Annotated in this window: 16 protein-coding genes and 1 riboswitch; of the genes, 11 read left to right on the top strand and 5 right to left on the bottom strand. The window is 62.5% G+C overall.

The genetic code is table 11. The annotated features are described in order from the left end of the window. Position 1: 1 nt before the first annotated feature. The 4 genes from thiS to SAZ10_RS21385 form a co-directional block, all read right to left on the bottom strand. A complete protein-coding gene (gene thiS / locus SAZ10_RS21400; RefSeq protein WP_318611392.1) occupies positions 2 to 199 on the bottom strand; it encodes a sulfur carrier protein ThiS in 198 nt (65 codons plus the stop codon). After that, the gene (gene thiO / locus SAZ10_RS21395; protein ID WP_318611391.1) at positions 183 to 1172 is read right to left on the bottom strand and encodes a glycine oxidase ThiO; all 990 of its coding nucleotides are present in this window, start codon (positions 1170 to 1172) and stop codon (positions 183 to 185) included. The genes thiS and thiO overlap by 17 nt, the downstream gene beginning before the upstream one ends. Beyond that, positions 1169 to 3010 (bottom strand): phosphomethylpyrimidine synthase ThiC, encoded by a 1842-nt coding sequence (gene thiC / locus SAZ10_RS21390; protein ID WP_318611390.1) that lies wholly within the window; start codon positions 3008 to 3010, stop codon positions 1169 to 1171. The genes thiO and thiC overlap by 4 nt, the downstream gene beginning before the upstream one ends. A gap of 121 nt (positions 3011 to 3131) precedes the next feature. Next, positions 3132 to 3248: riboswitch (TPP riboswitch) on the bottom strand. Between the two features lie 206 nt (positions 3249 to 3454). Further along, entirely contained in the window at positions 3455 to 4036 is a 582-nt protein-coding gene (locus SAZ10_RS21385; protein ID WP_318611389.1) for an amino acid synthesis family protein, read from the bottom strand. A gap of 161 nt (positions 4037 to 4197) precedes the next feature. Here SAZ10_RS21385 and SAZ10_RS21380 point away from each other — a divergent pair, with 161 nt between their 5' ends. The 11 genes from SAZ10_RS21380 to SAZ10_RS21330 all read left to right on the top strand — a co-directional run bounded on the left by SAZ10_RS21380 (position 4198) and on the right by SAZ10_RS21330 (position 17401). Continuing rightward, positions 4198 to 5997 carry a helix-turn-helix domain-containing protein gene (locus SAZ10_RS21380; RefSeq protein ID WP_318611388.1) on the top strand — a complete coding sequence of 600 codons (1800 nt, stop codon included), beginning with the start codon at positions 4198 to 4200 and terminating at the stop codon, positions 5995 to 5997. A 168-nt stretch (positions 5998 to 6165) separates the two neighbouring features. After that, positions 6166 to 7149, top strand: coding sequence for a flavin reductase family protein (locus tag SAZ10_RS21375; RefSeq protein WP_318611387.1), 984 nt, complete (start codon positions 6166 to 6168; stop codon positions 7147 to 7149). A 22-nt stretch (positions 7150 to 7171) separates the two neighbouring features. After that, complete coding sequence (locus SAZ10_RS21370) at positions 7172 to 8683, top strand: aldehyde dehydrogenase (protein WP_318611386.1); 1512 nt, start codon at positions 7172 to 7174, stop codon at positions 8681 to 8683. 31 nt (positions 8684 to 8714) lie between these two features. Further along, positions 8715 to 9791: an LLM class flavin-dependent oxidoreductase gene (locus tag SAZ10_RS21365; protein WP_318611385.1), complete on the top strand. Its 1077-nt coding sequence runs from the start codon at positions 8715 to 8717 to the stop codon at positions 9789 to 9791. A gap of 2 nt (positions 9792 to 9793) precedes the next feature. Then, complete coding sequence (locus tag SAZ10_RS21360; RefSeq protein WP_318611384.1) at positions 9794 to 10621, top strand: alpha/beta hydrolase; 828 nt, start codon at positions 9794 to 9796, stop codon at positions 10619 to 10621. A gap of 227 nt (positions 10622 to 10848) precedes the next feature. Continuing rightward, the gene (locus tag SAZ10_RS21355; protein WP_318611383.1) at positions 10849 to 11682 is read left to right on the top strand and encodes a transporter substrate-binding domain-containing protein; all 834 of its coding nucleotides are present in this window, start codon (positions 10849 to 10851) and stop codon (positions 11680 to 11682) included. A 54-nt stretch (positions 11683 to 11736) separates the two neighbouring features. After that, complete coding sequence (locus SAZ10_RS21350) at positions 11737 to 12711, top strand: amino acid ABC transporter permease (protein ID WP_318611382.1); 975 nt, start codon at positions 11737 to 11739, stop codon at positions 12709 to 12711. Then, on the top strand, positions 12708 to 13451 hold the full coding sequence (locus SAZ10_RS21345; RefSeq protein WP_318611381.1) for an amino acid ABC transporter ATP-binding protein: 744 nt from the start codon (positions 12708 to 12710) through the stop codon (positions 13449 to 13451). The genes SAZ10_RS21350 and SAZ10_RS21345 overlap by 4 nt, the downstream gene beginning before the upstream one ends. A 1025-nt stretch (positions 13452 to 14476) precedes the next feature. Beyond that, positions 14477 to 15823 carry an FAD-binding oxidoreductase gene (locus tag SAZ10_RS21340; protein ID WP_318611380.1) on the top strand — a complete coding sequence of 449 codons (1347 nt, stop codon included), beginning with the start codon at positions 14477 to 14479 and terminating at the stop codon, positions 15821 to 15823. A gap of 123 nt (positions 15824 to 15946) precedes the next feature. Further along, positions 15947 to 16660 (top strand): TVP38/TMEM64 family protein, encoded by a 714-nt coding sequence (locus tag SAZ10_RS21335; protein WP_318611379.1) that lies wholly within the window; start codon positions 15947 to 15949, stop codon positions 16658 to 16660. A gap of 12 nt (positions 16661 to 16672) precedes the next feature. After that, positions 16673 to 17401 (top strand): SDR family oxidoreductase, encoded by a 729-nt coding sequence (locus SAZ10_RS21330; protein WP_318611378.1) that lies wholly within the window; start codon positions 16673 to 16675, stop codon positions 17399 to 17401. 124 nt (positions 17402 to 17525) lie between these two features. On the opposite strand, the gene SAZ10_RS21325 is transcribed toward SAZ10_RS21330, so the two are convergent. Further along, complete coding sequence (locus tag SAZ10_RS21325; protein ID WP_318611377.1) at positions 17526 to 18845, bottom strand: carbohydrate porin; 1320 nt, start codon at positions 18843 to 18845, stop codon at positions 17526 to 17528. Positions 18846 to 19147: the final 302 nt, after the last annotated feature.

Here is a 19147-nt window from a genome sequence, read left to right as displayed (position 1 = left end):
TTCAGCCGCCTTTCATCGGAGAGAGAATTTCGATCCGGTCGCCCTCCGACAGCTGGCATCCGGGCCGCTCCTTTGCCGGCACGACCTCGCCGTTCAGCGCAGTCGCCAGCCAGTTGCCCTCGTAGTCGAGCTCCCTGAGCAGCGCGGCGAGCGTCGCTGCCGACACGTCTCGCGTCTGGCCGTTAACGATGAGCTTCATAGAGCAACTCCCTTGCCGGCTGACTGTCGAAGATCATGTCCGCCGCTCGTTCGGCCATGGCGGGCGCCAGCAGGAAGCCGTGCCGGTAGAGGCCGTTCACGCTGATCGTCCTGCCTGCTCGTTCGATACGAGGCAGGTTGTCCGGATAGGCAGGGCGGATGCCGACGCCGGTCTCGACGATCTCGGCTTCCGCAAATGCCGGATTGAGGCTGTAAGCGGCGTTGAGCAGCTCCATGATCGAGCGGACGGTGATGGGCCCCGCGGCGTCGCTCTCGATCATTGTCGCGCCGACCATGAAATGGCCGTTGCCGCGCGGCACGACATAGATCGGAAACCTCGGATGGAGCAGCCGGACTGGCCGCGACAGCACCATGCCGGGCGCGCGTAGCACCAGCATCTCTCCGCGCACGCCGCGCAATGCTGCATCCGATCCAATCCGGGCAGCGCCCGTGCAGTCGGCAATCACGTCGAAACCGGCCTCGGCAATCCCCTCGGGCCCTTCGAAGGCGACCCCCAGCCCGACAAGCTTGCATTCTAGCCGCGTCAGGACCTGCCGCGGATCGAGATGTGCTTCCTCGGTGAAGAAGAGCGCGCGACGGAAGCGGCCGGTGAGCGCCGGCTCCAATTCGGCGAGCTTGTCCTGGCCGAGCCATATGAAGCCGGCCGTGCGGGCGGCGAAACGGTCGAGTTCGCCGAGGTCGCGTGCCGCGCTTACGACGACCGTGCCGTTGTGCGTGACGCTTCCAGGCAGGGCTCTTTCCCACCAGTCGGCCGCGCCGAGACCCAGCGCGAGGACGGCCTCCTCGGCCGTCTCGCGTTCGCAGTAAGGGGCGAGCATGCCGCCGGCGAACCACGATGCCGTCTCCTCTTTGCCGTGCCGCCTGTCGACCACCGTGACGGCCGCCCCGCGGGTCGCCAGCGCGTGGGCGAGGGTGAGGCCGGCGACGCCGGCCCCTTTCACCAGCGCTTTCACGGCTGCCGCTCCTGGCTGACGGCATCCTCCGTCCCGACCGGCATGTAGAGGCCGCCGCCGCGGCGGTATTTTTCCGCCATCGCCGCCATGCCTTCCTTGCGTTCGCCCTCCTGCCGGGCAGCTTCGCGAATGTCCTGCGAGATCTTCATCGAACAGAATTTCGGGCCGCACATCGAGCAGAAATGCGCGAGCTTGTGCGCCTCCTTGGGCAAGGTCTCGTCGTGGAAGGATCGCGCCGTGTCGGGATCGAGCGACAGGTTGAACTGGTCCTCCCAGCGGAACTCGAAACGGGCGCGGGAGAGCGCATCGTCACGAAGCCTCGCTGCCGGGTGCCCCTTGGCCAGATCGGCCGCGTGCGCCGCTATTCTGTAGGTGATGACGCCAGTTTTCACGTCGTCGCGGTCAGGCAGGCCGAGATGTTCCTTTGGCGTGACGTAGCAGAGCATGGCCGTGCCGAACCAGCCGATCATGGCCGCGCCGATGCCGCTGGTGATATGGTCGTAGCCCGGCGCGATGTCGGTCGCGAGCGGCCCAAGCGTGTAGAAGGGCGCCTCGCCGCAGGCCGCGAGCTGCCGGTCCACATTCTCCTTGATCTTGTGCATTGGAATATGACCCGGTCCCTCGATCATCACCTGGCAGTCCTTGGCCCAGGCGATCTTAGTCAGCTCTCCCAGCGTCTCCAGCTCGGCAAATTGCGCCGCGTCATTGGCATCGGCGATCGAGCCGGGGCGCAGCCCGTCTCCCAGCGAGAAGGCCACGTCATAGGCTCTCGCGATGTCGCAGATCTCCTCGAAGCGCTCGTAGAGGAAGCTCTCCTTGTGATGGTGGAGGCACCACTTGGCCATGATCGAGCCACCGCGGCTGACAATGCCGGTGACGCGGTCGACGGTAAGCGGGATGTGGGGGAGCCTTACCCCGGCATGGATGGTGAAATAGTCGACGCCCTGCTCGGCCTGCTCGATCAACGTGTCGCGGAAGATCTCCCAGGTGAGATCCTCCGCGACGCCGCCGACCTTCTCCAGCGCCTGATAAATCGGCACGGTGCCGATCGGCACCGGCGCGTTGCGGATGATCCAGTCGCGGATGTTGTGGATGTTGCGCCCGGTCGACAGGTCCATGACCGTGTCGGCGCCCCAGCGGATCGCCCAAACCATCTTCTCGACCTCCTCGCCCATCGAGGAGGTGACGGCGGAGTTGCCGATATTGGCGTTGATCTTCACCAGGAAATTGCGGCCGATGATCATCGGCTCCGATTCCGGGTGGTTGATGTTGGAGGGGATGATCGCTCGCCCGCGCGCCACCTCGTCGCGCACGAATTCAGGGGTCACGAAATCGGGGGTCGCGGCGCCGAAACTCTCGCCGTCACGGCTTGTCGCGGCGATGAGCCGCTCCCGACCGAGGTTCTCCCTGATAGCGACGAATTCCATCTCAGGCGTCACGATGCCGGCGCGGGCATAGGCAAGCTGGGTGACCGCCTTGCCGGCCTTCGCCCGCAGCGGCCGGTGCCGGACCGGAAATTCCGGCGTCAGCCGGTCGCCCGAAACGAAGCCGTTGTCTTCGGGGCGGACCGCCCGGCCGCCGTCTCGCTCGACGTCGCCGCGGCCGACGATCCATTCCTGGCGAATGCGGGGAAGTCCCTTGTCGATTTCGATCGCTGCATCGGGATCGGTGTAAGGGCCTGAGGCGTCGTAGACGGTGACCGGCGGCTCGCCGGCCGTCGGATGCAGCGCGATCTCGCGCATCGGCACGCGAATCCCGGGGTGAAGCTGACCTGCTCTATAGACCTTGCGCGACGCCGGAAGCGGGCCGGTGGAAATCGTGGGCGTGACGGCGTTCATGTGAGGCTCCTTTGCTCGACTGCAACGGAGACCCAGTTCGGCGGTATGAGGAGAAGGCACGCTTGGGCGATGGCAGGAGCGAGGTCGCCTGCCGGATTTTTCCCGTGATGTCGGTTCGGTATGCCAAGCGCATTCACCATCCCTACGCCAGCGTGAACTGGATCAGGTTCGACGGGTCACTGCGCTGCCGAAGCCAGCAGTATCTCAGCCCCTTGTCGGGACTCCCCAGGTGGAGCGCATAGGGTGGACGCGCGCGGCCGGCCTGTCAACCCGTGCGGGAACTGTCCATCTGTCCAGACAAATCTGCGCAGGCCAGGGCCGGACGCTCTGCTGCCAAGACGTGTCTTCAGGCAGCTTGCGCAGCATATTGGACGTAGAGGTCAGCTTTGCGGATTGCTGAAAGCAGAGCTCATCGGCGACAAGCGGGGAGTGTCGCGTACGACACTACGTCGCGCGCTCCCGCTCCATCTCTGTCATGTCCTGGAAACGGTCCGCAATGCGGGGGTGGACTCGGCCACCATCCGCCGCACCAATAGCTACGACGATCTCGTCAGCCGCCGGGCCGTCGGCGATTTGGAAGTTGGCGGTGATGAAATGCGAGCGACGGCCGTTCTCGCTCTTGTGCATCATCGGCAGCGACAGCAGCGCGCCTGGCGCATTGCGGGTGTTGCAGAATTCTAGATAGGTCGTGCCGCCTACGGCGTCGCGGAAGACATTGCCGAAGCGCAGCGTGTGAATCATGGCGGAGGCATGCTCGATTTCGCCGGCGATGCCAACGGACGCGGCCTTGCCGTAGCTCTCGATGCGTTCTGCAGGCATAAGGCCGAGCAGGCGACGTGTAAGTTCATGTCCGAGCCGAGGCGCGATCGCCACGATCTCCGGACGCAGATTCTCAACGAATCCACGCCCTGCCCAAGGGTTGGCCAAAACAGCGGCCACGACGATCGATGTCACCGGCCTCGAAGCCGCCTTGCCGCCTTCGACATGTACTTCCTCGATGAAGGTGCAGACTTTTCGCAATTCCATGATTTGGCGCCCTGTTGGTGGAAGCCTAGCCTATTGAGGACCAATGGACAGGTATTCCTCCGGATCGTAGGAAGAATCGGCGTGCGCACCGCTTGGAAGCGGTGTAGCGTTCGTTTATCCGCGACGGCTTAGTTGACCCTTCGCGAGGCGCAAGACCGGGCGTGAACCACGAGTCGCAAATACTCTCGTTGCGGGACGCCGCCAGCCTCATCAATTCGGGCGGCGATCTCCAGTCCGTGCTGCGCGACCTCGTGCTGGCGGCCTGTCGTCATGCCAAATGGACCTTGGGCTCGATCATGAGCATCGATGCGCCCCATGGTCATGCCTATGTCATCGTGCGCCATGACCCGACGCTGATTCAGCGCGCTTTGCCGGACCGCTGGGAACTCGCCACCAGTCCTTCGATCGTAGCCCTCAATCGCAACGAACCCGTCTATATCAGGGACGCGCGCGTATCCGAGGAGTTTCCGGGTTACCGTCGAGAAGCATTCGAGCGCGACTACCGCAGCGTGCTGGTCATGCCTATGAATTGCGTGGACGAAGACGGCCGCCCGATGGTGCTGACCGTCGTCTCGCGTGAAATCACCGAAGTGACGGCCGAGGATATCGCCTTCATTGGCATGATCGTGCATCTCGGTGAGATCGCAGTGGAGAAGCAGCATCGTCTGCGCCAGGAGAAGGAGGCTGGCAGGCATCTGCAGCGCGCTTTGCTGGCGCATACCACGCTTCTGCAGCAGGCTCTGTCGGATGGGTCCGTCGTCTCGCTCGCCGAAAAGGTAAGCGAGTTTCTGACCAATCCGGTGGTGGTGATCGATTTCCACGCCAACCTGGTCGTTGCCGGACGCTCGCCGAGCGAAGCGCATTTCGATGCCGCGTCCTGGCAGCAGGCCGTGGGTGGCACACTCAATCGGCAGATATTCAAGGTCGCGCGCGGTGCCTCGGAGGCCCGCCAGAACGAGACCCTGTTCGTGGATGACGGCAGGCATCGGCTCAAGCTATCGATGCGCATCGAGCCGCTTACCATCGATGACGAAGTGGTTGGTGCGCTGATGATTTTCCCGACGCCGCAGCAGTCCGGCCAGCTCGACCAGATGCTGCTCGACAGCGCCAAGTTCGCGCTCAGCGTGCAAATGATGCGCAGCTTCGTTCGCTTCCGCTTCGAGACCAGATCCCTGACTGAACTGTTCCTGGAGGTGATCGAGCGCCGCTGGCGTGACGAGGCCGATATCGTCAATCGTGCGCGCCGGCTGGGCCTCGATCTGACGGCCGCCCAGAAGATGATCGTCATCGATCTCGCCGAGCACGCGAAGGGTGGCGCCGCCGGACTTGCCGATCCTCACCATGCGCTTGTGCGCCTGCTTCAGCAGGCTGGCATTGCGGGGACGGCTATCGCGATGGAAGACGGCCTTGTCTGTCTCGTTCCGGCTGAGTTGGGCGAGGACGATGTGCGTGTCGGTAAACTGCCGCAAAGGATCGCTTCGGAGCTTGGCCGCTATTTCGAGCGCGAACCGGTGGTCGTGGTTTCCGAGAATTGTGCAGGGCTGGCCAATTATCCGGTCGCCTGGGAGCGATGCCGCCGCATGATCCGGATCGGCCGCTCCTTTGGGCGCACCGGTGTCTTCGCCAGCCAGGACTTTGGCCCTCTACCGATGCTGGTCGCCGCCGCCGACGCTCCCGACGTGCGCGACTTCGTCAGGGAAAGCGTCGGCGCGTTGATCGAGCACGATCGGGAACACGGCACGCCCTATCTGGACACGCTGTTTGCCTTTGTGCGCGAAGGCTGCCGTAGCCAGGCCTGCGCCGACTCCATGGGCCTTCACGTCACCACCTTGCGCTACCGCCTGTCGCGCATCGAGGAACTGTTCGGAATCCGGCTCGACACGCCCGAACGGCGCTTCGCGGTCGAGCTGGCGATCCGTCTCAGCGGCATCATCGACAGCCACGCGCCGGCGCTCCGTTAGAACGTCTCCCCCTGTTATCGACTGATGCCGCGGTACAGCCGGCACTTACGTGTCCTGCTTACACTTGCTCAGGATGGAAGCAGCACGTTGCGACATCCTTCCTATAAATCGGAGGAAGAACCGGCACCGGCTCCTGCCTAGCCTTCGTCCATCTCATGGAGGAAGGCAATGACGGACGAAGTGGCCGCGGCAAAAGGGACGATCGATCCGATCGCCTTGCGTCGCGCCTTCGGCACCTTCGTAACCGGTGTCACGGTCATCACCACGCGCGACGCCGGCGGCAATCCCCGGGGCATGACCGCCAATTCCTTCACCTCCGTCTCGCTTGACCCGCCGTTGCTCCTGGTCTGCGTCGGCAAGTCGGCGTCGAGCTTTGCGGCATTCAATGAAACACGGTCCTTCGCGGTCAATTTTCTGCACGAGGGCCAAGCGGACGTCGCGGCGGTATTCGCGTCGAAATCTGCGGACAAGTTCCAGTGGGTGAACCATGATCGCGTCAACACGGGCGCGCCGGTCCTCACCGACAGCCTGACATGGTTTGATTGCACCGTTCACGAGCGCATTGAGGCCGGCGATCACATCATCCTGATCGGCCAGGTGCAGGCCTTCGGAACCAGCCCCTCGGCGCCGCTCGGATTCTGCCGCGGCCGCTACGCCAGTGTGAAAGATCCGCTGCCGACCGGTTGGCTGGCCTCGCAGGATATGATCATCGGCTATCTGGTCGAAGCGGGCGATCGCATCCTGTTGCGTGTCGACGGCAAAGGCGGCTGGGTGCTGCCGACGGCGCGGCGCCGCAAGGCGGATAGCAGACTGGTGCTCGATGGTGGAGAGGCGCTGAGCCTCGTCCCTGAAAACACCTTCCTCTATTCGGTGTTCGACGTCGCCGACAGCGACCCTGGCTATCTGATCTACCGGGCCGAACTGAGCCACGAAAGCGCGGAAGCCGCACTTCCGGATGGTCACACCTTCTTTCCGGTGGACGCGCTGCCTTACGAGCAGATCGCGACCCACGAGTTGCGCGCCATGCTGCGCCGCTATGCACGCGAGCGCCAGGACAAGCGCTTCGGCATCTATATGGACACCGGCGACGGCGGGCGCGTCGCGATGATCGACGGTCAGTCACGATCGTGGACGCAGGCCGCCTCCAAATGATGATCTACGCAGGACATACAGCATGAAAACGACGGTCGGATCGCTCCAAGGATCGCGCCAGAACCTGTTCATCAACGGCGTATCCGTGGCGCCGAAGAGCGGGCAGTATATCGACAGTTTCGACCCGACCACCGGCAAGCCTTGGTACCAATTCGCCGAGGCCAGTGCCGAGGATGTCGCCGCGGCTGTCGAGGCAGCGCGCGCGGCCTTTGCCAATCCAGCCTGGCGGCGCATCACCCAAACCGACCGCGGCAAGCTCGTGCGCCGGTTGGCGGAGCTGGTACTCGAGAACGCCGACGAGCTGGCGCTGATCGAGACGCGCGACAATGGCAAGCTTCTCAAGGAAATGCGGGCGCAGATGCGCGCCATGCCTGACAGCTACACCTACTTCGCCGGCATGGCCGACAAGCTGCTCGGCGATACCATCCCGGTAAACAAGCTCGACATGCTCAACTTCAACCTGCGCGAACCGATCGGCGTCGTCGGCATGATCACGCCGTGGAATTCGCCGCTGATGCTGCTGACCGGTACGCTGGCGCCATGCCTTGCGCTCGGCAACACGGTGGTCATCAAGCCGTCAGAGCACGCCACGGCGTCCACACTCGCTTTGGCCGAACTGATCATGGAGGCCGGCTTCCCCGCCGGCGTTGTCAACGTCGTGACCGGCACCGGCGCCGTGGCAGGTGAGGCGCTGACCCGGCATCCAGGCATTGCCAAATTCGTCTTCACCGGCTCCACGACGACCGGGCGCCGGATCGCCGCCAATGCGGCGGAGAACCTCGTTCCCTGCTCGATGGAGCTTGGCGGCAAGTCGCCGCACGTCATCTTCGGCGATGTCGACATCGAGCATGCAGTGAACGGCGTGGTGTCAGGCGTCTTCGCGGCCGCGGGCCAGACCTGCGTCGCTGGTTCACGCTGTTTCGTCGAGGCGAACGCCTACGATGGTTTCGTCGAAGCTCTGGTCGAGCGCACCCGGCGTGTGCGGGTGGGATTGCCGATGCTCGAGGAGACCGACATCGGTCCACTCGCGCTGTCGGCGCAACTGGCCAAAGTGGAAGCCTATGTCGCCTCCGGCGTGCGCCAGGGTGCCAGGATCGCGGTCGGCGGCAGACGGCCGCAAGCGGATGAGCTTGCCGGCGGCTGGTATTTCGAACCGACCGTCATGATCGATGCCGAAAACTGCATGGATTTCATGCAGGAGGAGCTGTTCGGTCCCGTCGTCGGCGTCATCCCGTTCTCGTCGGAAGACGAGATGATACGGCTCGCCAACGATACCCGATACGGCCTCGCCTCCGGCATCTGGACACGGGACATAAACCGCGCGCTGCGTTTCGCCAGGAATGTCGAGGCGGGCACGGTCTGGATCAACACCTACCGCGCTTCCTCCTTCATGTCCGCCAACGGCGGCTTCAAGGAGAGCGGCTACGGCCGGCGCGGCGGGTTCGACGCCATGGAGGAGTTCTCGCGCCTGAAGAACGTCGTCATCGACTATTCGGGTGCCATGCAGGACCCGTTCGTTATCCGTCTTCGCTGACCAAACCCGACGCAACGAACGGGAGATCGACATGAAATTCGCCGTATCGCTGACTATGGAACGCTTCTCGCCCGACATGCCGATGGCAAGGGCGAAGAGCAATCTCCTGGAACTCGCGCGCATGGCCGACGAGGGGGGCTTCGAGACGCTGTGGACGGCGGAACACCACACGATCGAATGCACGATCTCGCCGAACCCGCTAATGACGTTGACCTGGCTTGCGCAGCATACCGAGCAGATCCGGCTCGGCACCTCGACGCTGGTCGCGCCCTATTGGAGCCCGATCCGGCTGGCTGGCGAGGCGGCGCTCTGCGACCACCTGACCGGCGGCCGGCTGGAGTTCGGTATCGCGCGCGGATCCTATCAGTATGAATTCGACCGCATGGCCGGGGGCATTCCGCAGCAGCAAGGCGTTGCCTATCTGAAGGAGCTGGTGCCGGCCGTAAAGAGGCTGTGGGCCGAGGACTATGCCCACGATGGTCATTACTGGAAGTTCCCCGTTGCAGCCGGCGTTCCGAAGCCGCTGCAGAAGCCGCATCCGCCGATCTGGGTCGCGGCGCGGGATCCCGGCACGTTCGACTGGGCGGTGGGCATCGGCGCGTCGATCCTGTCGACGCCGCTATCGGCGCCGGCGTCAGAAATCGCCGCGCTCGGCGACAAATTCCGAAAGGCCGTCGCCGATCATCCGGAGGTGCCGCGTCCCCGCTTCATGATGCAGCGGCGCACCTGCGTCTACGAGCGGCCGCAGGACTGGGAGGTCGCGGTCAGGCACGCCATCGACTACGGCCGCGCCTTCGAGAACCTGTTTCAGAACATAGGCACAGTTCGGAACGGATTCCCCGAAGCCGTCCCCTACGAGAGTGTCAAGGGCAAGGAAAACTACAACCCCGAAAACATCCGCCGCAATCTCATGTTCGGCACGCCGGACGAGGTGATCGAGAAGCTGCTGGACTATGAAGCGGCCGGTGTCGATCAGTACTGCCTCGGTCTGACTTTCAACCTGCCCTTCGAACTGCAGAAGAAGACGATCAAGCTGTGGGTCGATGAAGTGATGCCGGTCTTCGCCGCGCGCGAGCGCGACAAAGCGCGCGCGGCGGCGAGGGCGTGACGATGGAGCGCTCCGGCCAACTCGACGTCCAGGGCGTGTCGCTCAACTGGCGCCTTGATGGCCAGGGCGGCGAGCCCCTGGTCTGCATCCATGGTGTCGGCTCCTACCTGGAGGCCTGGACCGGCGTGGTGGAACGGTTGAAAGGCCGCTTCGCTATCCTGACTTTCGACCTGCGCGGCCACGGCCGTTCCAGCCGGGTGAAGGGCCGCTACGAGATCGACGATTTCGTTGCCGAGACACTGGCGCTGGCCGATCACGTGGGTTTCGATGCCTTCCATTTGGCTGGGTTTTCGCTGGGCGGGTTGATCGCGCAGCGCCTGACGCTGACGCACCCCGAGCGGTTGCGAAAGCTGGTGTTGCTGTCGACCGTGGCCGGGCGGACGCCTGAAGAGCGGCAAGCCGTGCGCGGCCGGCTCGCTGCCCTTGTCGCGAGCGATGCCTCGACCCACCACGCCGCCTCGCTGTCGCGCTGGCTGACGGAAGAGTTCCAGGACCGAAACCCGGATGTAATCGCCGAATTGCGTCGGCGGGATGCCGAGAACGACCGCGACTGCTACGCGGCTGCCTATCGCGTTCTGGCCGAGACCGATTTCGGCGGGATTCTCGACCGTATTCAATCCCCGACGCTGATCGTGACCGGTGAGGACGACCAAGGCTCCAGCCCACGTATGGCGAGGCTTATGCACGAACAGGTGCAAGGGTCGGAGCTCGCCATCCTACCAGCGCTTCGCCATTCGATCCTGATCGAGGCGCCGTCTCAAGTGGCTGACGTGATGAGCGCATTCTTGCTGGGCACGGATCGCGCTACAGGGGCCGTTGTGCATGCGTAGCAGCCTTTGCGAAGTTCGAAATCGCGCTCGGGGCGAGGCCTCCGGCGGCGCCTCGCGGGCAACTGGTCATGGCCTTCCCCGTGAGCGGGGGAACGGCTGGTGCAAACATCCTCCACGATATCGGAAGACGGGATCGGTCCGGGCGGTCCCTAAATCCGCGCGCAAAGTCATGACCGGCTGAACGGCCATGAGGCTATGGAACTGAACGATAACAAGGGAACATATACATGACATTCTGGAACAGACGACAAGTGACGATGGCTGCGCTGGCGCTCGTGCTCGGTGCGTGTCCGGCCCATGCCGGGGCGGTGCTTGATCGTGTGACGGCGGCAGGCACGCTCAAGGTTGCGACTGACGCCAACTGGGCGCCGCAATCCTTCATGAACGCCAACAATGAGCTGGACGGCTTCGACGTCGACGTGGCCAAGGCGATCGGCGAGCACCTCGGCGTGAAGGTCGAGTTCGTCACACCCGGCTGGGACATCATTACCGCCGGCAACTGGGCGGGGCGCTGGGACATGCATGTCGGTTCGATGACGCCGACCAAGAAACGCGCGGAAATCTTCGACTTTCCGGCGGTGTACTACTACACGCCAGCGGCCGTTGCCGTGCATAAGGACAGCATGGCCAAGACCCTGGCGGACCTCGACGGCAAGGTGGTCGGCGCCACCAGCACGTCCACTTTCGAGGCCTACGCCAAGAAGGATCTGACGCTCGACGCCGCCGGTGCGCCACCGTTCGAGTACAAGCTCAACCCGAAGGAGGTCCGCTCCTACGAGAACTCGACCACCGCCTTTGACGACCTGCGGCTCGGGGATGGTGTGCGCCTGGACGCGGTGGTCTCGTCGCTGCCGTCGATCCTCGATGCCGAGAAGGCAGGCTATCCGATCAGGCAGGTGGGCGATCCTGTATTCTATGAGCCGCTGGCAATCGCCATCGAGCACGGCGATGCCGAATTGTCCGCCAAGCTCGCCGACGCGGTGAAAGCGATGAAGGAGGACGGCACGCTGAGCAAGCTCTCCGAAAAGTGGTACGGCCAGGATTATTCGAAGGCGAACTAGCTCCTCCAGGGGCGGCCTGCCACCAGCAGGCCGCCGAACAGCCGGTGCTCAAAGATGCTCTATCCGGATACCGTCGAGGCCGAAGTCCTTGTCCACAAGCCGTGGTTCGTGGCGACGATGTTCGGCATCGTTCTGCTTCTCTTCATGGCCTTCAACTTGTCGGCCACCAGCTTCGGCGAGCTGATGCGTCCGGTCATTGGCGAGCCGTCGATAAGTGGCCTCTACGGCCGCTTTGCCATCGCCTTCGCGATCGCACTGATCTTTACATTGAATGTTGTGCTGATCGGTTTCGCGCCGCTTAAGCTCCAGATCGGTATCGTATGGCTCGAGCTGCTGCTTCTGTTCATCGCCTTCTTCGAGACGTTCCATCTCAGCCTGCCCTTCATCCGCGAGAAGCTGCCTTTTCTGATCAGCCAGGGCGTCATCACCACACTCTACGTCTCGGCGATTTCTATCGTCATTGCTTCCGTCATCGCGGTTGCGGGCGCGGTAGCGAAGCTTTCAAACAATGGCTTTGCCTACGCGATCGCCACCTTTTACACCTCCTTTTTTCGTGGGCTTCCGCTGCTCATGCAGGTCTATCTGATCTATCTCGGGCTGCCGCAGCTGGGTTTCGTCATCAACGCGGTGCCTGCCGGTATCCTCGCGCTATCGCTATGTTATGGCGCCTACATGACCGAGATCTTCCGTTCCGGCATACAGAGCATCGATCGCGGCCAGTGGGAGGCATCGCGCTCCATGGGATTCGGATTCTCGCTAACCATGCGCCGTATCATCCTGCCGCAGGCGTTGCCGGTCATCATTCCGCCGACGGGCAACCAGTTCATCTCGATGCTGAAGGACTCTTCGCTGGTCTCGGTCATCGGTGTGTGGGAGCTGATGTTCCTGGCGCGCACGCTCGGCCAGAAAACCTTCCAGCACATGGAGATGCTGATTTCGGCCGCCGTGATCTACTGGATACTGTCCATCTGCCTCGAGCTGATCCAGTCGCGAATCGAGCAGCACTACCGCAGGAGCAAGGTTAGATGAGCGCTCATGCCATCATCGAAGCCAGGGCCGTATCCAAATGGTATGGCCAGTTCCACGCGCTGAAGGACATCAACCTGACCGTCCACAAAGGCGAACGCATCGTCATCTGCGGGCCATCCGGCTCGGGCAAGTCGACACTGATCCGTTGCTTCAACCGCCTTGAAGCGCATCAGGCCGGCGACATCGTCGTGAACGGCGTCGCCCTGCATGGCAAAATGAGCAACATCGGCGCCGTCCGTTCCAACGTCGGCATGGTCTTCCAGCATTTCAACCTGTTCCCGCATATGACGGTGCTGATGAACTGCATGGCAGGGCCGATGTGGGTGAAAGGTTTGCCGGAGCAGGAGGCGCGAAGGACCGCGCTGAAGTTCCTCGAACGGGTTCGCATTCCCGAGCAGGCGAACAAGTTCCCCGTCCAGCTCTCCGGCGGACAGCAGCAGAGGGTGGCGATCGCCCGCAGCCTGTGCATGAAACCGGAGGTCATGCTGTTCGACGAACCGACGTCCGCACTCGACCCGGAAATGGTCTCGGAGGTGCTGGAGACGATGACGGAACTGGCCCGCGATGGCATGACCATGGTGTGCGTGACGCATGAGATGGGCTTTGCCCGGGCCGTGGCCGACCGCGTCATCTTCATGGACGCTGGACAGATCGTGGAGGAGGGCACGCCTGACGAGTTTTTCGGCCGCCCGCGCCATGATCGAACGAAATTGTTTCTAAGCCAGATCTTGAAGCACTAGCCGTTTTTCGCCTTCGCTTTCGGGAAGCCGCCATTCGCTTCTTGCCCCAATCAACACGTTCGACACATCGGCGCGCACCATGGCTAGATCCGCCAACGGCACCCAGTTCGGGCAAAAAGGGAAGGTAGGCTTGAGCGAGGGCAAATGGCCGAGCGCATGCACCATCCCTGCGCATGCCTGAAACGAGACTGAGCGCTGGGTCGGCTCTGGTGCCGAGGGCAGGGGCGCGGTGGGGCGGCAGCCGAAGAGCGGATCGAGCGCTTCTCCTTGAAATTAGGTGCTTGCCTGCAGGCTCACGGATAGTCTTCTATCTTCGCAACTTTCTTCGAAGGTTGGGAAAAATGTGGCGCGTCGGCACCGTCGTTGTTGCAATGCTTGCACTGCCGGTCAGTTTTTCGGCCGCGGCCAATCAACTATTAGATCGACTTCTCAATCCTTCCATCGCAGCGACGGGGTATTCCGCAAATCCGGACATTGTAACCGCATATTCGACGGAGATGAGCCGCTATCGACTTCGATTTGGCAGCGACAGCGGCTTCGGAATACTTCCAGTCCAGCTGTCGCCCACTCAACTGCGACCCGAGTTCCGGGCGTGGACGTGGCGCGCCGAAGACGGAAGCTTATTGCAGGGTTTCAAAGGGAGCGCCGGGTTTCGGCTGACTTCGGGGAACTGCCTATCGCGGATCTGCACGGGTGCTGAATGCAGCGACGATGGATGGCCGATGTTCAAGTGCAGCGACGGGCGGAGGCGGCGAATGGAAGCCGTTGACTTCACGACAGCGATTTTTGATGGCGTGCGCTACGTGAGGTTGAGCGCCGGCACTTCGAGCAGTGTGCCTACGCCACGTTAAGCGGGAGCCCGGATACCGCTGGTATTGGATGAGCGGAGCGATCCCGAGACGGAACAGACGGAAAATGCGCAAGGTCCTGGCTCATTAATCGGCCTGCGCCTGCTCTTGAATTGGCCCGTAGAGGGTGGCAACCAGCAAGGCAGAGGTATCAACCAATCCTCAGGGATGCGCCACTTGCCCACATTCCCGTTCTCCGAAGCCGACCCGATTCAATATCCCGGCCCACCGCCAGGGAATTCGGAGGTGGTCATTGTTGGCGGCGGCGTTGTCGGCGTGACGACCGCTCTCTTTCTGGCGCAGCGGAACATTCCGGTGGCGCTCCTGGAAAAGGGACGTGTTGCGGCCGAACAGTCCTCGCGAAATTGGGGCTGGATTCGAAAGCAGGGGCGGGATGCGGACGAGCTGCCGATCGTCATCGAAGCCTCTCGCCTTTGGCGGCAGTTGGCCGAGGAGTGTGGCGAAGACATCGGTCTGAACCAGACAGGCGTGACCTATCTGGCAAGCTCGGACAAGGAAATGGCAAGCTTCGAAGAATTCATGAAGCTCGCCGCCATCCATCAGCTCGACACGCGGCTCCTCGACGGCAACGAAACGGCGAAACTCATCGAAGGAATGTCGCGCAACTTCAAAGGCGCCCTGACGACGCCCTCCGACATGCGTGCCGAGCCCTGGGTGGCCGTGCCTGCCCTTGCCCGGCTTGCCGCCCGAAAAGGCGCCAGGATCGTGGAGAATTGCGCAGCGCGAACCCTCGAAATCTCAGCCGGCAGGATCAAAGGCGTGTGGACCGAGGCGGGGTATATCGAAACCTCCAGCGTGCTGGTCGCGGGCGGCGCCTGGTCATCCCTCTTCCTGAGAAAACACGGCGTCTCAATTCCCCAGCTCAGCGTCAGGTCGACGGCGGCCGCGACGGAGCCCATGCCTGAGATCCATCCAGGCGCGGCAGTCGACGAACACATTGCTTTCAGGCGCAGGCAGGATGGCGGGTACACGCTCGCATCAGGAGGCGGCAGCTTGCTTTACGTTGGGCCCGATGCATTCCGGCACGCCACCAAATATCTTCCTGCCCTCGCGGCCAATCCGTTCGGAACACGCTATTTTCCGTTTGCCCCGAAAGGTTACCCCGACAGCTGGTCGACGCCGCGCGATTGGACTGCGGATTCTCAGAGCCCTTTCGAAAGAATGCGGGTGCTCAACCCACCCGCCGAACGCTCGCGGGTCCGTGCGATAGAACGCAATTTCAGCGGGCTTTTTCCGCAGTTGGGGAAAGTCCGCCTCAAGGCCAGCTGGGCCGGCATGATCGACGCCATGCCCGATGTCGTTCCCATCGTGGATCGCGTGCAGGCGATCGGCGGCCTTTTCGTCGCAACGGGAATGAGTGGCCATGGGTTCGGCGTCGGGCCCGGGATCGGTCGCGTCGTTTCCGACCTGATTCAGGGAAACGGGATCGGGCATGATCTCAGCCGCTTTCGCCTGTCGCGCTTTCATGACGGAAGCGCTATCAGGTTAGGCCCGGCTCTTTAGCTCGACTGTCCAGCTCGCGCTGCCAATGCTTGACCAATTGACGAAGTGTTCGGAATGGGCCGACAAGGCGCCTGCATCTGTCGAAATGCGTTTGGGACAATCGAGATCTCGTTAGGAACTGCGATGCGGCGACCATTTATACGCCTTAAAGTGGCAGGACAAATTGCCTTTGTAGCGATTGGCCTTGGCGTGGGCGCCGTCTGGCTTCTGCCGCATCGCGGCGACATCGCAGGCCTGCAGGACCTCCTGCAGCACCATCGAGGCGCTCCCCTGATTTTCCTCTTGCTGCACGTCTTGGCGAGCCTTCTGTTCCTGCCGCGAACAGCGATGGCAGCAGTTGCGGGATTGGTTTTCGGCGTTTGGTGGGGCGCAATTCTGGCCGCTGTGGGCAGCGTCATCGGCGCTGTGGCCGGGTTTCTAATCGCCCGCTATATCAACAACGGAATGGTCTCGCTCAATGAAATGAAGCGCATCGGAGGCATCGTGCGCCGGCTTGAGGATGGCGGGTGGCGCGCGGTAGCGATGTTGCGGCTAATGCCGCTGCTGCCGCACACGGCTCTAAACTACGCCATGGGTTTGACTGACGTCCGCTTGCTCCCCTACGCACTAGGATCTCTCATCGGCCAGCTGCCGCTCACGCTAGCCTTTGTCCAATTCGGTTCTGCCGGCGGCCACCTGCTGGACGGAAAACCGGACTGGATTGTTCCAACGATTATCGGAGTCGCTGCCTTGGGGTTATCAACCGCGATACCCCGCCTATTCCCCCAATTGCGTCGAAGCGGTTCTGCGCCAAATGTTGCGTCGCAATCTCCGGCAAAACCCGGGCGTGGCATATAGAAAGGACAATCCATGGCAACCCAATTGCAAGGCAAGATTGCCGCGGTAACTGGAGCGGCTTCGGGCATCGGTTTGGCCAGCGCCGAGGCAATGTTGTCCGAAGGTGCGCGCGTGGTCATGATCGACCGCGACGAGGCCGCGCTCAACGCCCTTTGCAGCAAGCATGGCGACGCGGTCATCCCACTGGTCATTGACCTACTGGATCCAACGGACTGCGCTACTCTGCTGCCGAGGGTTTTGGAAAAGGCGGGCCGGCTCGATATCCTGCATGCAAACGCAGGCACCTATGTGGGCGGCGATCTCGTCGATGCCGATACAGGGGCAATCGACCGGATGCTGAATCTGAACGTCAACGTCGTCATGAAGAATGTGCACGACGTGCTGCCACACATGATTGAACGCGGGACGGGCGACATCATCGTCACGAGTTCCCTGGCGGCGCATTTCCCGACACCCTGGGAGCCGGTCTACGCATCGTCCAAATGGGCGATCAACTGCTTTGTTCAGACGGTGCGGCGCCAAGTTTTCAAGCACGGAATCCGGGTCGGCTCCATTTCACCGGGCCCGGTCATCACCGCACTGCTCGCTGACTGGCCGCAGGAGAAGCTCAAGGAGGCCAAAGAGTCGGGAAGCTTGCTGGAAGCCAGCGAAGTGGCAAACGTGGTGATTTTCATGCTGACGCGTCCGCGCGGCATGACAATCCGCGACGTCGTTATGATGCCTACAAACTTCGACCTTTAAAGCGGCTGACCTCCAGTTAAATCCGGGCTGCCGCTCTGTCTGGTTGTTTTTGCCGCATTTATGCAAGGTCAAGTGATTCCACTTGGCTGCAAAATGCTCCAGGGAAAGCTGCCTGCTGCGTAGCTCAAAAATTCGCCGAGGTCTTCAGCCCCAGCACGAACACGTCGTCATTGGTGCTGGTGCCGCCGGGAAGGTGCACGTATTGGAGGTTGGGCCGGAAGAGTAGTCCTGGCCGCGGGCGGAAAGTGTAGAACAACTCGAAGGCGTATTCGGAGTCCTGGACCGCGACCGGCCCCTGGCCGAGGGAGTTCTGCAGGGCTTGGACATCGGCCACGCGGCTGTTCACATGGGTGCTGCCCGCCGCAAAGCCGATGTCGTCCTCGGGGCGCGCGCTGAACAGTCCGGTGTAGATCAGCCCCCCTGCGATCTGGCGGTCAGTGGTCGCGGTCCGCCGGTCTGCCATGACGAAGTTCAGGAACAGGGTGAGATTGCTGGTCACCTGCTGTTGGAAGTTGATGTAGCCGCCATATCGCCCGCGGTCCTGCTTCGGCGGCAGACCGGTCAGCACGAAGGGATTGCCGTTGACGTCATCGACGACGTCGTCGGCTGTCGAGGTGTCGTACCAGCCGCCGATTTTGTAGCTGCCGGGCAGCGTACCGCCGCCGAAACTGGGCTGCCAAGCCAGCTCGACCGGAAACATGGCGCCGGTCGAATCCGGAAACCAAACCGGGAGCACCTGGTCCTGCACCCCGAGATATCGCGGGTTGATGTCATAGACGCCGAGCTGGAAATAGCCGAAGTCCTTGATGCCGAACTTGAGCCGCGTCGCCCACTGGCTGATTGGCCAGTTGAAGATGTAGTTGCCGACGATGTTACCTGGTGCCGCGCCGCAGAAGGTCAGGTTCTGGAAGTCGCAGGAGAAAGCCGCGAAGTCTTCCCCGTAGGGCATACGGCCCACTTTCCAGTCCACAATCCCGCCGAAGAATTTCTGCTGATACCAGAAATCCGTGAGTCGCACGGTCTGCCCGCGGCCGAACACCTCCTGCACCTGCTGCAGCGTGCCGAGCTCGGCGTCGTCACTGAGGTTGCGGCCGGTGCGCTCGGTGATGGTGGTTTGGAACAGCGCACTGGGGATGCCCACCAGCCGCTCGAGGTCGAACGTAACGCCGGCCGCGTACTGGTCCGCGTAACGGACAGTGCTGTGGGTGCCGCCGGCCGCGTTGTAGGCGATTTCATTCGTGTAGCCGAACTGGAAATCGATGCCGCTGTTCCTGATACGGGTGCGCCACCCATTCCAGTCGCCCAGCAGCCACGTGTTAGGCTCGGTGGAGAAAGCGGGTTCCGACGCTGCGCCAATATCGTTGTCACCGGCACGGGCTTCCCCGCTCGTTGCAAGTGCCAAGAATACAAAGGATACGCCAAGCAGCACGCGCATGTGGCGCATGTCGATCCCTCCTTGTCGACACCCCCCGCCGTGCACCTCTTCAGTAGATCAGGCTTACGTTGCCCTGACGGGGAGCTGCTCAATCTTCTGAAGATCGAGCCTGCATTCTTCTGCTCCCCGAGAGCACTTTGCCTTCGTTGCCGGCTACAGGTTAGCAAATGGGCCGGACTCCGTCCACAGACCGGCCGCGGGCTGATCCTGCGCCTTTCCAAGTCTTGTCACTTATGGCCAGCAGCTCAAATCATGCATCAGTGGCACAAGAGTTGTGGATGCTGCGGCGGTCCGAGCCGTTGACCAAGGCG

The organism is Mesorhizobium sp. BAC0120, assembly GCF_033542235.1.
Classification (GTDB): domain Bacteria; phylum Pseudomonadota; class Alphaproteobacteria; order Rhizobiales; family Rhizobiaceae; genus JAWRCU01.
This window is presented reverse-complemented; position numbering and strand designations above follow the sequence as displayed.

Coding starts and splice junctions, on each gene's coding strand:
- thiS (WP_318611392.1), bottom strand. CDS start 199: ATGAAGCTCATCGTTAACGGCCAGACGCGAGACGTGTCGGCAGCGACG.
- thiC (WP_318611390.1), bottom strand. CDS start 3,010: ATGAACGCCGTCACGCCCACGATTTCCACCGGCCCGCTTCCGGCGTCG.
- SAZ10_RS21385 (WP_318611389.1), bottom strand. CDS start 4,036: ATGGAATTGCGAAAAGTCTGCACCTTCATCGAGGAAGTACATGTCGAA.
- SAZ10_RS21375 (WP_318611387.1), top strand. CDS start 6,166: ATGACGGACGAAGTGGCCGCGGCAAAAGGGACGATCGATCCGATCGCC.
- SAZ10_RS21370 (WP_318611386.1), top strand. CDS start 7,172: ATGAAAACGACGGTCGGATCGCTCCAAGGATCGCGCCAGAACCTGTTC.
- SAZ10_RS21365 (WP_318611385.1), top strand. CDS start 8,715: ATGAAATTCGCCGTATCGCTGACTATGGAACGCTTCTCGCCCGACATG.
- SAZ10_RS21360 (WP_318611384.1), top strand. CDS start 9,794: ATGGAGCGCTCCGGCCAACTCGACGTCCAGGGCGTGTCGCTCAACTGG.
- SAZ10_RS21355 (WP_318611383.1), top strand. CDS start 10,849: ATGACATTCTGGAACAGACGACAAGTGACGATGGCTGCGCTGGCGCTC.
- SAZ10_RS21350 (WP_318611382.1), top strand. CDS start 11,737: ATGCTCTATCCGGATACCGTCGAGGCCGAAGTCCTTGTCCACAAGCCG.
- SAZ10_RS21345 (WP_318611381.1), top strand. CDS start 12,708: ATGAGCGCTCATGCCATCATCGAAGCCAGGGCCGTATCCAAATGGTAT.
- SAZ10_RS21335 (WP_318611379.1), top strand. CDS start 15,947: ATGCGGCGACCATTTATACGCCTTAAAGTGGCAGGACAAATTGCCTTT.
- SAZ10_RS21330 (WP_318611378.1), top strand. CDS start 16,673: ATGGCAACCCAATTGCAAGGCAAGATTGCCGCGGTAACTGGAGCGGCT.
- SAZ10_RS21325 (WP_318611377.1), bottom strand. CDS start 18,845: ATGCGCCACATGCGCGTGCTGCTTGGCGTATCCTTTGTATTCTTGGCA.